Source organism: Eikenella sp. HMSC061C02 (genome assembly GCF_001809035.1).
Lineage (GTDB): Bacteria > Pseudomonadota > Gammaproteobacteria > Burkholderiales > Neisseriaceae > Eikenella > Eikenella corrodens.
Map to the genome: position 1 here is coordinate 126,394 of NZ_KV795540.1, position 13,131 is coordinate 139,524.

Annotated in this window: 9 protein-coding genes and 1 pseudogene; 7 read left to right on the plus strand and 3 right to left on the minus strand. The window is 57.4% G+C overall.

Annotation, left to right across the window (positions count from 1 at the left end; translation table 11 throughout):
* Positions 1–89: 89 nt before the first annotated feature.
* On the minus strand, positions 90–1,592 hold the full coding sequence (gene ubiB / locus HMPREF2541_RS04080; RefSeq protein ID WP_023886858.1) for a ubiquinone biosynthesis regulatory protein kinase UbiB: 1,503 nt from the start codon (positions 1,590–1,592) through the stop codon (positions 90–92).
* Between the two features lie 183 nt (positions 1,593–1,775).
* Positions 1,776–2,339 (minus strand): flavin reductase family protein, encoded by a 564-nt coding sequence (locus tag HMPREF2541_RS04085; RefSeq protein WP_070541833.1) that lies wholly within the window; start codon positions 2,337–2,339, stop codon positions 1,776–1,778.
* A 177-nt stretch (positions 2,340–2,516) separates the two neighbouring features.
* Between HMPREF2541_RS04085 and HMPREF2541_RS04090 the strand changes: the two are divergent.
* Positions 2,517–2,804 (plus strand): annotated as a pseudogene (locus tag HMPREF2541_RS04090) (DUF3579 domain-containing protein); the annotation flags it as partial.
* A 182-nt stretch (positions 2,805–2,986) separates the two neighbouring features.
* Positions 2,987–3,481 carry a hypothetical protein gene (locus HMPREF2541_RS04095; protein WP_070541836.1) on the plus strand — a complete coding sequence of 165 codons (495 nt, stop codon included), beginning with the start codon at positions 2,987–2,989 and terminating at the stop codon, positions 3,479–3,481.
* A gap of 198 nt (positions 3,482–3,679) precedes the next feature.
* Here the strand turns inward: HMPREF2541_RS04095 and pncB are convergent, their stop codons facing one another.
* A complete protein-coding gene (pncB, locus tag HMPREF2541_RS04100) occupies positions 3,680–4,891 on the minus strand; it encodes a nicotinate phosphoribosyltransferase (protein WP_003823275.1) in 1,212 nt (403 codons plus the stop codon).
* A gap of 297 nt (positions 4,892–5,188) precedes the next feature.
* On the opposite strand from pncB, the gene HMPREF2541_RS04105 reads away from it, so the two are divergent.
* From HMPREF2541_RS04105 to hutW, 5 genes are all read left to right on the plus strand, one after another.
* A complete protein-coding gene (locus HMPREF2541_RS04105) occupies positions 5,189–6,196 on the plus strand; it encodes a L,D-transpeptidase (RefSeq protein ID WP_064086482.1) in 1,008 nt (335 codons plus the stop codon).
* A gap of 315 nt (positions 6,197–6,511) precedes the next feature.
* Positions 6,512–7,969 (plus strand): ribosome biogenesis GTPase Der, encoded by a 1,458-nt coding sequence (gene der, locus HMPREF2541_RS04110; RefSeq protein ID WP_064088143.1) that lies wholly within the window; start codon positions 6,512–6,514, stop codon positions 7,967–7,969.
* 53 nt (positions 7,970–8,022) lie between these two features.
* On the plus strand, positions 8,023–9,129 hold the full coding sequence (gene mnmA / locus HMPREF2541_RS04115; protein ID WP_070541839.1) for a tRNA 2-thiouridine(34) synthase MnmA: 1,107 nt from the start codon (positions 8,023–8,025) through the stop codon (positions 9,127–9,129).
* Positions 9,130–9,245: 116 nt separating this feature from the next.
* Positions 9,246–10,910, plus strand: a complete 1,665-nt coding sequence (locus HMPREF2541_RS04120) for an AMP-binding protein (RefSeq protein WP_064086479.1) — start codon at positions 9,246–9,248, stop codon at positions 10,908–10,910.
* A 289-nt stretch (positions 10,911–11,199) separates the two neighbouring features.
* Complete coding sequence (gene hutW / locus HMPREF2541_RS04125) at positions 11,200–13,032, plus strand: heme anaerobic degradation radical SAM methyltransferase ChuW/HutW (protein ID WP_070541842.1); 1,833 nt, start codon at positions 11,200–11,202, stop codon at positions 13,030–13,032.
* The last annotated feature ends 99 nt before the right edge of the window (positions 13,033–13,131 follow it).

A 13,131-nucleotide genomic window follows, 5' to 3' on the forward strand; every position in this document is an offset into this window, starting at 1 on the left:
GGATGAAAAAAGGCTACCTGAAACTTTTCAGGTAGCCTTTAACACGAGCATTTCTTGCTACGCCAAGACAACTTTCATCCTGCCGCCAGTTAATCCAACAGCGCCATCAGTAACAGCATCAGCGCAATCAGTGCGAGCCACATATTCTGCCGCTGCTGGGTGCGCACCAGGTGCAGGTAGGCATCGCGCATTTCCTGTTGGCGGGCTTCATCCACTAGCATATTCAGTTTGCGCGGCAGGGCGGGCAGGATTTCCGCCCAGTCGGGGGCTTCCTGCTTCAGATTGCGCCACAAGGCTTTCACGCCAACCTGTTCGTTCATCCAACTCACCAAAAACGGCTTAGCCGTTTCCCATAAATCCAGCTGCGGATCCAGCTGGCGGCCCAATCCTTCGATGTTGAGCAGGGTTTTTTGCAGCAACACCAGCTGCGGCTGAATTTGCACGTTAAAGCGGCGGCTGGTTTCAAACAGGCGCATCAGCACGAGGCCGAAGGAGATTTCGGCCAACGGCTTGTTGAAAAACGGCTCGCACACGGCGCGCACGGCAGCTTCCAACTCTTCCGGCCGCGTATCTGCCGGCACCCAGCCGCTTTCAATATGCGCCGTGGCCACGCGGTGATAGTCGCGGTTGAAGAAGGCGAGGAAATTGATGGCGAGATAGCGTTTGTCGTAGTCCGTGAGGCTGCCCACAATGCCGAAATCCAGCGCGATATAGCGGCCTTCGTCGTCCACCAGTATATTGCCCGGGTGCATATCGGCGTGGAAAAAGCCGTGTTTGAACACTTGGGTGAAGAAGATTTCCACGCCGTAGCGCGCCAACCGTTTCAAATCCACGCCGCGCCGCTGCAGCTCGGCCACTTCGGCAATCGGCGTGCCGTCCATCCACTGCATGGTCATCACGCTTTCGCTGCAATAGTCGTAATATACCTTCGGCACGCGCAGCATGGTGCTGCCGCTGAAATTGCGCCCGATTTGGCTGGCATTGGCTGCTTCGCGCAGCAAATCAAGCTCGTCATGCAGATATTTGTCGAACTCGGCCACCACTTCGCGCGGGCGCAGGCGTTTGCCGTCGGGCAGCAGCTTTTCAATCAGCCGCGCGGCGGTGCGCATCAGGGCCAAATCCTGCTCGATCACCGGCTCCAGATTCGGCCGCAACACTTTCACCGCCACCGCCTCGCCGCCAAACAGCCGCGCGCGGTGCACCTGCGCCACCGAAGCCGCTGCCACCGGCTCGGCTTCAAACTCGGCATAGATTTCTTCCACCGGCCGCCCGAACGATGCTTCAATCTGCTGCCGCGCCAAATCCGCATCAAACGGCGGCACTTTGTCTTGCAGTCGGCTCAATTCCAGCGCATAGGCCGCCGGCAGCAAATCTGGCCGGGTGGAAAGCACCTGACCGAGCTTCACAAAAATCGGCCCCAAGCTCTCCAACGCCAAGCGCAGGCGCACCGGCAGCGGCGTATCCCGCATTTTGCCTGAGCGCGGCAATAGTTTGACAAACCAAGGGGTTTTGCCACGCGCAGCCAAAAGGTCGGCCAGCCCGAAGCGGTATACGGTTTTGAGGATGACGGCCAGGCGGCTCAGCCATTTCATAATAGAAGTCCGAAGGGGTGGAAAAGGAAGCGATTATAAAACAAAGCCTGCGGCAGGGGCAGCAGGCAGCGAATACGAAATGGAGCAGACAATTTTTCAGGTAGCCTTAGTCAGGCCTAAAGGCTACCTGAAAGCGAAACTTCATCGAAGTTCAAACACAAACTGCAATTAAAGTCGAAACGCCTACCCCACCTTCAAACCCTTGCCCGTGCGGTAAAACAGGCCGTTGCCCACATAATGCAGCGTTTTCAATTCGTCCGGCACGCTGTCGAACAGCCAGCGGCCATCGGCATACACACGGTCGTCCGCCCACACGGCAGCCACTTCGCCGATAAACAAATCATAAGTTTGCTGATTGTGCGGCTCGGGCAGCAGGCGGCAGATAAGGTAGGCGCCACAACCTTGCACCAGCGGCACATCGAAGCCTTCCTGATAAAACAGTTCCACGCCGCAATCAGCTAACTTGACCGGATTATTTTTGCGGCTCTGACTGCCCACCGCCAGCACGGTTTCAGCCTGCTTGGCCAGCGGCACTTGCAGCGCAAACCAGCCGCTGTGCTCCAACAAGCCGCGCGTGAACGCGCCTTTGTCCAGCACCACCGTTACACGCGCGGGTGCATAATCCAGCGCACACGCCCAGGCGGCAGACATCACGTTTTCCATGCCGCCGGCCTTGGCGGACACCATCACCACGGGGCCGTGGTTGATTAAACGGGTGGCTTGGGAAAGTTCGAGGGCTTGGAGCATGGTTTTCCTTAAAAATAAATGAGTTGGTTTAAATCATAAAGTGCTATTTTACAGAAATTTATATTTTTCAGGTAGCCTCAGGCCGCCCGAAAGCCGATGCCGACCGTGCAACAATGGTTTAACAAAACCATGCATCCAGCTATAATTCATTAACAATCTGTAGAAGGACCATCGGAAATGTTCACCCCAAATCCGGACGAAATAGTGATTTACGGCGCCACCGCCGACGGCAAACCCTTCCGCCCCAGCGATTGGGCCGAGCGGCTGTGCGGCCTGCTCTCCTCTTTTGGCAAAGAACACCGCCTCTGCTACCACGAATGGGTGCGCCCGCTGCTCATCGGCAAAGTGCGCAGCATAACCGTGGGCAAAAGGCTGGAAACCATCAATCCGCCGATGTTCCAATTCTTAATGGATTTCGCCGCTACCAACGGCCTGCAAGTGCTGGATGAAGCCGGACTGAAGGAACTGCTGGGCGACGAAGTCAGCAACACCACGGCGTGAAGCAGCTTTGTTGCCGCTACACAAATCATCTTTAATCCAACTCTAGGATTGAATAAAAACAAACACAAAACAGCATGCTATATGTTTCAGGTAGCCTACTTCAGGCTACCTGAAAGCCAATCTGCCCATCGGTTTAGGATAAAACCATGTCCATCCCCACCATCAATATGCTCAACTTCTGCCGCAGCGGCGAATTCGGCGGCCTGAAACTGGGGCAAACCAAAGCCCACTTGGCTGCCTATTTCCCGCCGCCCGACTCTGTCTATCCCGAAGAGCTGGATGCAGAATGCGTGATTTGGCGTTACGGCTCGATTGATTTAATCTTCCGGGGCGATGAATTAACCAATATTTATGCAGACGGTTTCCCTTGGGACAAGCTGGACGCGGGTAGCCATATCGCCATGCAACCTTGGATTTTCAAGCACCCGAAAAAGCTGCGCCTTGCCTTCGTTATCAAAAAACTCAATTTCCACGGCATCGATTTCAGAAAGAAAACTTTTGCCCTCAACACGCGCTTGTTGCTGGCAAGCGGCGTAGAGCTTTATTTTGAAAACCAGAGCACCCCAAACAACTGTGATGCCAACAAGTTTGTGCTCACTGCCTTCAACTTGGGAACCACACCAAAAGATTGGGCAAACTAGTTTTCAGGTAGCCTTTTAAGGATTGAACCCAAGGCTAGCTGAAACGTTTGGGGTTAAGGCAAATGGCAGGTTCGCCATCAACCAGAGAAAAAGCAGATTAGTGGAACCGCCACGACTTGAGCCTCAACCCAACAATTTTTCAGGTAGCCTTCCCACAGCAGAAAGGCTACCTGAAAACATAATCAGCCAAGTCAAACCCTACTTGGGCGTTTCGGCAATCTGGAACACTTGGCGCAAGTAGGCGAGGAAGGTATTGTTGTCGCTCATGGTTTTGCCGGGGCTGTCGGAGAGCTTAGCCACGGATTGGCCGTTGCACTCCACCAGCTTGAGCACGATGTTCAACGGCTTGTGCCCCATGTCGTTGGTGAGGTTGGTGCCGATGCCGAAGCTGGTTTTGAAGCGGTCTTTGAAGTATTGGTGCAGCGCCCAGGCCTTTTCCAAATCGAGGCCGTCGGAGAAGGTGAGCATTTTGGTGCGGCTGTCGATTTTGAGCTTTTGGTAGTGGGCGTAGGCTTTTTCGCCCCACACATAGGGGTCGCCGCTGTCGTGGCGCAGGCCGTCGAAGAGTTTGGCGAAATAAAGGTCGAAATCGCGCAGGAAGGCATCCATGCCCACCACGTCGGTGAGGGCGATGCCGAGGTCGCCGCGGTATTCGCGCACCCAGCTTTCCAGTGCGGCTTTTTGGAAATCGCGCAGGCGTACGTCTAGGGCTTGGAAGGCCTGCATAAATTCGTGCGCCACGGTGCCGATGGGGATGAGGCCGAGTTTTTTGGCCAGATAAACGTTGCTGGTGCCGCGCAGGCAGTCGGGCGCGGCTTGGTTGAGCGTGCGGACAACGTGCTCCTGCCAGGCGAGGTTGTAGCGGCGGCGTGTGCCGAAATCGGATACGAGGAAGGGCGGGTCTCCGGGCTCTTGGGCGGCGGCATAGCTGCGCAGCAGGTCGGCCTTGGCCTGCAGCCTGCGCTCGCCCTCGGCCAGCACTTCGGGGGTTTCGAGGCGGCGGAAGTAGAGCTCATTCACAATCGCCAACACGAAAATCTCGAAGAACATGGCTTGGATAATCGGCCCTTCCACGCGGATGCAGAGCCGGTTCTGCTCGTCCACGGTTACTTGGATGAAGCGGCGTTTGAGCTGGAACAGCTCCAAATAATCCACAAAATCGCTTTTAATAAAGCGCAGACTACGCAGATAGTTGAGCTCATCAGGAGTGAAACGCAGAGTACACAGGGCATCGAGCTCGGCTTCCAGCTCGCTGCGGATCTCCACCAGCGGATACACGCATTCGTCTAGGTTGCGGCAGCGGAATTCATACACGCCGTGCGCCTGTGGGAATTGGTGCAATACCACTTGCAGCATGGTGAATTTATAGAGATCGGTGTCCAACAAGGATTGGATGATGTGGCGTTGCATAGCTGCTCCGTGAGGTGGGTAAACAGAAAAGCAGGGAAGGTTGTTTGGGCTTCATCAGGCGCCGGGGCTTTCAGGCAGCCCGAATGGATGCTAAGCTTATGATTTTATTTCATTTAAACAAATTAAACCGAGCTGGCCGCGCATACGGCAGGCGGCGCAATCGGAATAATTGTGTGGCATTAAAACACGTTTTACCGCTTTCAGGTAGCCTGCTGCATCGGTCGGCAGCAGTTTCGGGTATCATGCCACCATTTATTGTCTTTACAACACGCAAACCTATTTTTCCCAACCATTACTATGAAGAAACTCGCATTACTTTGCCTTCTGGCCGCCGCCGGCACTGCCGCCGCCAACAACACCCCGCTGCCCGATTTCTCACCCGTGGCCGCAGGTCAGCATGTCGTTATCAACATCCCGCAGATGCGCCTTTTCCTGTATGAAAACGGCCAACTGAAAAACGTTTATCCCGTGGCGGTGGGCAAAAACCGCACCCGCACCCCGCTGGGCAACTACCACATCGGTTCCAAAGCCTACAATCCCACTTGGTCGATCCCCGCCAGTATCCGCCGCGAGCGCGCCGCCGCCGGCCTGCCTGAAATCAGCAGCATTCCGCCCGGCCCGAGCAACCCGCTGGGCCCGGTATTCGTGCGCTTGGGCCCGCCGCGCTTAGGCTTGGGCATCCACGGCACCAACGCCCCCGCCAGCGTACCCGGCATCCGCAGCCACGGCTGCGTGCGCATGCACAGCAACAATGCCCTGCAATTTGCCCGCAACGTGCGCACCGGCGCCAGCGCCGCCGTGATCTACCAGCTGGCCAGCCTCAATGCCGATACCAACAACCACCTCTGGCTTGCCGCCTATGCCGACCCCTATCAGCAGCGCAACTTGAACACCACCGCCCTGCGCCAAAGCATCGACGCCTGGTCGCAGGCCAACGGTCTCACCGCCAATCCCGCCCGCATCAACAGCGTTTTGCGCAGCCGCAACGGCCGCTTGGTGTGCATCACCTGCCAAAACGCCAACGCCCGCGTGCAAGGCAAATTGCAATCCGTGGCCTGGCAAAACGGCGCGGCCGAGCTGAGCCGCCCGCAAGCCGTGGATGCCTCCGAACCCCTGCAAGCAGACGAAATCCTGCCTGAAGGCAGCGCCGTGGAAGCGCTCACCGACGGTGCCGGCAGCACCGAAACCCCGATTCCCGCCAGCACCCGCCCTGCCCCACGCCGCCGCACCGAGCCGCGCGAGCGGCCCCTGCCCGCCACGCCCGTGCAGCCGCAGGATATTCCGCTATCGGACACCTTGCTGTAAGCCATATCGAAACCTGCCGTTTTAAAGAGCGGCAGGTTTTTGGTTTCAGGTAGCCTTCAGCTGCTAAGAAGGCTACCTGAAAATATTGGCCTCAACGTAAACCAAAACCACCACCTCCCCATCTATCCGACCCATCTCCCCAAGCCAAACCATTCATAACCGGCTATAATCTCGCCTGCATACTTTAGGCAACCTCACTCCCAATCAAAGGCTACCTGAAAACCCGCTTCCAACGAAGCCACACCAACCCTTCCGTGCCTCCGCGCACCTGCTCGCTGCCTGGCTCAGGCAGCCTGATACAGAAAGACCAACATCATGAAACCCACCATCGCCCTAGTCGGCCGCCCCAATGTGGGCAAATCCACCCTGTTCAACCGCCTCACGCGTACCAAAGACGCGCTGGTGCACGACCTGCCCGGCCTCACGCGCGACCGCCACTACGGCCACGGCAAAGTGGGCAGCAAGCCCTATCTCGTGGTGGACACCGGCGGCTTCGAGCCCGTGGTGGACAGCGGCATCCTGCACGAAATGGCCAAGCAAACCCTGCAGGCCGTGGATGAAGCCGATGCCGTGATTTTTCTGGTGGACGCGCGCACCGGCCTCACGCCGCAAGACAAAATCATTGCCGACCGCCTGCGCCAATCGCCGCGCCCCGTGTATCTGGCTGTAAACAAAGGTGAGGGCGGCCGCCGCGACGTGCTGGCTGCCGAATTCTACGAGCTGGCGCTCGGCGAGCCGCACGTGATTTCCGGCGCGCACGGCGACGGCGTGTATTACCTAATGGAAGAAGTACTGGAAAACTTCCCCGAAGCCGCGGAAGAAGACAGCGAGGTCAAACACCCCGTGTTTGCCGTTATCGGCCGCCCCAATGTGGGCAAATCCACGCTGGTGAACGCTATTTTGGGCGAAGAGCGCGTGATTGCCTTCGATATGGCCGGCACCACCCGCGACAGCATCCACATCGACTTCGAACGCGACGGCAAGCCCTTCACCATCATCGACACCGCCGGAGTGCGCCGCCGCGGCAAGGTGGAAGAAGCGGTGGAAAAATTTTCTGTCATCAAAGCCATGCAGGCCGTGGAAGCCTCCAACGTGGCCGTATTGGTGCTGGACGCGCAGCAAGATATTGCCGACCAAGACGCCACCATCGCCGGTTTTGCGCTGGAAGCCGGACGCGCGCTGGTGGTGGCGGTAAACAAATGGGACGGCATTTCCGAAGAGCGGCGCAACACGATTAAAAAAGACATCGAACGCAAGCTGCACTTCCTTGATTTTGCCAAATTCCACTTCATTTCCGCCCTGAAAGAGCGCGGCATTGACGGCCTGTTTGCCAGCATCCAATCGGCCTACGACGCGGCCTTTATCAAAATGCCCACGCCCAAAATCACCCGCGTGCTGCAATCGGCCATCGAACGCCAGCAGCCCGCCCGCGCCGGTCTGGTGCGCCCGAAAATGCGCTATGCCCACCAAGGCGGCATGAACCCGCCCGTAATCGTGATTCACGGCAATTCGCTGCAACACGTGGCCGACAGCTACACCCGCTACCTCACGCAAACCTTCCGCAAAGCCTTCAACCTGCAAGGCACGCCGCTGCGCATCCAATACAATATTTCCGACAACCCCTACGAAGACACGGCGGAAAAGACCAAAAACAAACCCCTGCGCCGCACCACCTTGAGCAACCGCATCGCCAAACGCGATGAAAAAGCCCGCAGCAAAGCCAAAACCAAAAAACGCCAAGTGAGCGTGAAAAAACGGCAAGGCCAGTCTTAAATTAAAAGGCTACCTGAAAACTTTCAGGTAGCCCCACCTAGAAACCAAACATTATGCCTACCCCGCAAAACATCATCGTCGGCCTGTCCGGCGGTGTCGATTCCTCCGTAACCGCCCACCTGCTCAAACAGCAGGGCCATCAAGTGCGCGGCGTGTTCATGCAAAACTGGGAAGACGACGACAACGACGAATACTGCAGCATCAAGCAGGATTCTTTCGACGCCATCGCCGTGGCCGATATCATCGGCATCGACATCGACATCGTCAATTTCGCCGCCCAATACAAAGACAAAGTATTCGCCTACTTCCTGCAGGAATACCAAGCCGGCCGCACCCCCAACCCCGACGTACTGTGCAACGCCGAAATCAAATTCAAATGCTTTTTGGATTACGCCGTCGAGCAAGGCGCCGAAGCCATCGCCACCGGCCACTACGCCCGCAAAGAAGTGCGCAACGGCAAGCATTACCTGCTCAAAGGCTTGGATGCCAACAAAGACCAAAGCTACTTTCTCTACCGCCTCCAGCCTCATCAGCTCGAGCGCGCCCTCTTCCCGCTCGGCCACTTGGAAAAACCCGAAGTGCGCCGCATCGCCGCCGAAGCCGGCCTACCCACCGCTGCCAAAAAAGACAGCACCGGCATCTGCTTCATCGGCGAGCGCCCCTTCCGCGAGTTTCTGCAAAAATACCTGCCCACCCGCGAAGGCGACATGGTTACGCCCGAAGGCCAAGTCGTGGGCAAGCACGTCGGCCTGATGTTCTACACCCTCGGCCAGCGCAAAGGCTTGGGCATCGGCGGCGCAGGCGAGCCGTGGTTTGTGGCCGGCAAAGATTTGGCCGCCAACCGCCTAATCGTGGTGCAAGGCCACCAACACCCGCTATTATTTTCAGGTAGCCTCACCATGAGCCAATTAAGCTGGACGCTACCTGAAAACCCCGGCGAAGCACACGGCAGCCGCCCGCCCGAAGGCCGCTACACCTGCAAAACCCGCTACCGCATGGCCGATGCGCCCTGCCAACTGCGCTATTTAAGCGACGACTCCGCCGAGCTGGTATTCGATGCGCCGCAATGGGCGGTTACCCCCGGCCAATCCGCCGTGCTGTATGATGGCGACGTTTGTCTGGGCGGCGGCATTATCGACCAAGCCGGCGCAGGCGTTTAACCTATTTAAACCAAACATAAAACCCAGCAACACAAACCTTAAAGGCTACCTGAAAGCACGGCGCGGCAAGTTGCTGCGAAGCTGAATTTTCAGGCAGCCCCTATCAGGAGACCAAATTGGAAAAAATCTGGCTGCAAAGTTATCAGGAAGGCGTACGCCCCGAAATCGACGTGCGCCGCTATAGCTCGATCTGCGAAGTATTCCACGAAACCGCCTACCTCTACGGCAAACGCTCCGGCTTTACCAACTTCGGCAAGGTGCAAACCTATGCCCAAACCGCGCGCCTGGCCGAGCAGTTCGCCTCCTATCTACAAAACGTGCTCAAGCTGGAAAAAGGCGCGCGCGTGGCCGTGATGCTGCCCAACCTGCTGCAATACCCCGTGGCCGTATTCGGCATTTTGCAGGCTGGCGGCATCGTGGTGAACGTCAACCCGCTCTACACCCCGCGCGAATTGCAACACCAGCTGAAAGACAGCGGCGCCACCACCATTCTGGTGTTGGAAAACTTTGCCCACACGCTGGCCGAAGTGGTGGCCGAAACCGATGTGAAACACATCATCCTCGCCTCGGTGGGCGATTTGCTCGGCTTCTTCAAAGGCGGCCTGATGAACCTGATTGTGCGCCATGTGAAAAAGATGGTGCCGCCCTACGAACTGCCCCACTTCGTGCGCTTCAACCACGCGCTCAAACAAGGCGCAGCACACACCTTCCATCCCGTGCCGGTTACGCTGGAAGACACCGCCTTCCTGCAATACACCGGCGGCACCACCGGCGTATCCAAAGGCGCCGTCCTCTCGCACGGCAATATCTGCGCCAATATGCTGCAGGCCGAAGAGTGGATTCAATCCAACCTCACTGTTGAGGGCGAATTGGTGGTAACCGCGCTGCCGATGTACCACGTGTTCGCGCTCACGGTAAACCTGATGATCTTCACCCGCATCGGTGCGCAAAACCTGCTCATCACCAACCCGCGCGATATTAAATTCTTCATCAAAGAGCTGAAAAAATACCGCGTGAGCGTGCTGCCCGCCGTCAACACCCTGTTCAACGCCCTGCTCCACCACCCCGACTTCCAAAGCATAGACTTCTCCAGCTGGAAGCTGTGTCTGGGCGGCGGCATGGCGGTGCAGGAAAACGTGGCCAAACAATGGAAAGCGCTCACCGGCCAGCCTATTGTGGAAGTGTACGGCCTCACCGAAGCCAGCCCCGGCGTGTGCGCCAACCCGCTGAATATCAGTGAATACAACGGCACCATCGGCCTGCCCGTTTCCAACACCGTGGTAGAAATCCGCGACAACGACGGCAACGAAGCGCCGCTGGGCGAAATCGGCGAATTGTGCATCCAAGGCCCGCAAATCATGCAGGGCTATTGGCAACACCCCGAAGAAACCGCCGCCGTGATGGACGAGCGCGGCTTCCTCGCCACCGGCGACATGGTGAAAATGGACGAAAAAGGCTTCATCAAGCTGGTGGATCGCAAAAAAGACATGATTGTGGTGTCCGGCTTCAATGTTTATCCGAACGAAGTGGAGGATGTTGTAACGAAGCACCCGATGGTGCTGGAAGCCGCCTGTATCGGCGTGCCCAGCAACAAAACCGGCGAAGCCCTGCGCCTGTTCGTGGTGAAAAAAGACCCGGCGCTCACCCGCGAAGAGCTCATCGCCTTCTGCCGCACCCAACTCACCGCTTATAAAGTGCCGAAAGACATCCAGTTCCGCGAAGAGCTGCCAAAATCCAACGTGGGCAAAATCCTGCGCCGCGAGCTGCGGGAAGAAAAATAGCCGCTGGCAGCAAAGCAAAACATGGGCAGCCCTGTTGTACGCCGGCTGCCTATTTTTTGCAAACTGGCGTAAAGTGAAATTAAGCTTCGGCAATTCTGCCAGACATAGAAAAGGCTACCTGCAACCACCATCGTGGTTTTTCAGGTAGCCTTTATTCATAAAAAGCTTATAAAAATAAACTGCTAAAACAATGCCAAGCAAAATGCCCCTGCTCTGCTATTTCAGCAACACCCTTCTGTGTAGTAAAATTAATTCTTATTTTGCTTACCATCTAGCCATAAGAAATCCTATGCCCGCCACCGCCTCCCCGCCCGCCATCCAAACCATCCGCTGGCCATCGAAAGAAGCCGCGCCGCAGGCCTTTCCTGAAAGGCAGGCGTTGATGCCGATTTGGGGCGGCGTGCCCGTGCCGATGCCGCAATGGCAGCAACTGTGGCAAAGCCAAATCGCCCATTCGCTCGATGAAGACGGCCTGGCCTACCTCCACATCCCCTTCTGCGCCAACCACTGCGTGTTCTGCGGCTTCTACCGCAACGCCTGGAAAGAAGAACACGGCGGCACGTATGTGGACAAAGTCATCGAAGAGCTGGCTGCGGAAGCCGAACAACGCAGCGGCAACGGCAAAATCCAAGCCGTGTATTTCGGCGGCGGCACGCCCACCGCGCTGGATACGCCCGACTTGGTGCGTCTCATCCGCGCCTGCTACCAATACCTGCCGCTAGCCGACGACTGCGAATTCACCCTCGAAGGCCGCATGAGCCATTTCGGGCTCGACAAAGCCCGCGCCGCCGTCGAAGCAGGCGTGAACCGCATTTCTATCGGCATTCAAACCTTCAACACCGCCATCCGCCGCCGCCTCGGGCGCAAACACAGCGGCGAAGAAGCCTATGGCTACCTGAAAGAACTGTGCGGCCTCGACGCCGTGATTGTGGCCGACCTGATTTTCGGCCTGCCCGGCCAAACCGACGACATCTGGGCGCACGATATCGAACGCGCCGCCGGCCTGCCACTGTCCGGCCTCGACACCTACGCCTTCAACTGCTACCCCTTCCTGCCCATCAACCGCATGATTGAAAAAGGTGCATTCCCGCCGCCGCTCGGCTTCGACGTGCAATCCCAACACTACGCCTACGCCGTGCGCGAACTCACTCGGCTCGGCTGGCAGCAAGTGAGCAACAACCATTTCGCCTACCCCGGCCGCGGCGAGCGCAACCGCTACAACACCCTCGTCAAATCCAATATGCCCTGCCTCGCCTTCGGCTCCGGCGCAGGCGGCAACTTCGGCGGCTTCAGCTACCAAGTGCAGAGCGACCTCAAAGGCTACCTGAAAGCCCCGCCGGGCCAAAAAGCCCTCTCCTTCATGAGCCGCCACGGCAAACACAAAACCCTGCTCGGCCAAGTGCAGCACGACATCGAACTCGGCCGCATCGACACCGCCCTGTTTGCCGACAACGCCGAAGCGCAAACCCTGCTGCGCCAATGGCGGCAAGCCGATCTGCTAACCATTCACGAGGACGGCCAAGCCATCCTCAACACCAGCGGCCGCTATTGGTCGCCCACCCTCACCCGTAAACTCATGATGTCCCTCCCACCTGACGAAAAGGAAAACACGATGCAAAAACTCTCCAGCGAACAACAAACCGTATTGCGCAACTCACTGGCCGAAAACCCCGGCCAAATCCTCGAAATGCTTGCCGGGCAACACCAATGCAGCTTTGAAGACGTCATCAACTGCCTGCCCGCCCAACTCATCAAAAAAACCGAAGGCAGCCGCTTTGTCGAAATCATGCAGGCGCTGGCCGGCTGGAACGAAGCCGTCACCTTCATCGCCCACACCCCCGACGTGATTGCCGAAGTGACCGGCAAAATCCCCAACGGCAAAGTCGGCCGCGGCTTCTACAACTTCGAACACGCCGAAGAAGGCGGCATCCACGGCCACATCTACTACGAAAACTGCGCCGCCATCTACCTGATCGAACGCCCCTTTATGGGCAAAGACACCGTGTCGCTCAACTTTGTGAACCGCAACGGTGGCGCCATGTTCAAAATCTTCGTCGGCCGCGACGAAGCCGGCGAACTCAAACAAAACCAAATCCAAGCCATGCGCGCCCTGTTCGCCTAAACCCGCGCCAAGCATTTAAGGCCACCTGAAAGCAGCCTGCACCCAGAATCATCAAAGTGCAGGCTGCCTGAAACATCAAAAGCAGCCTGCACATTCGAC

Excerpts from the sequence above, each read along its gene's own strand:
- ubiB (WP_023886858.1), bottom strand. The coding sequence starts at position 1,592 with ATGAAATGGCTGAGCCGCCTGGCCGTCATCCTCAAAACCGTATACCGC.
- HMPREF2541_RS04085 (WP_070541833.1), bottom strand. The coding sequence starts at position 2,339 with ATGCTCCAAGCCCTCGAACTTTCCCAAGCCACCCGTTTAATCAACCAC.
- HMPREF2541_RS04095 (WP_070541836.1), top strand. The coding sequence starts at position 2,987 with ATGTCCATCCCCACCATCAATATGCTCAACTTCTGCCGCAGCGGCGAA.
- pncB (WP_003823275.1), bottom strand. The coding sequence starts at position 4,891 with ATGCAACGCCACATCATCCAATCCTTGTTGGACACCGATCTCTATAAA.
- HMPREF2541_RS04105 (WP_064086482.1), top strand. The coding sequence starts at position 5,189 with ATGAAGAAACTCGCATTACTTTGCCTTCTGGCCGCCGCCGGCACTGCC.
- der (WP_064088143.1), top strand. The coding sequence starts at position 6,512 with ATGAAACCCACCATCGCCCTAGTCGGCCGCCCCAATGTGGGCAAATCC.
- mnmA (WP_070541839.1), top strand. The coding sequence starts at position 8,023 with ATGCCTACCCCGCAAAACATCATCGTCGGCCTGTCCGGCGGTGTCGAT.
- hutW (WP_070541842.1), top strand. The coding sequence starts at position 11,200 with ATGCCCGCCACCGCCTCCCCGCCCGCCATCCAAACCATCCGCTGGCCA.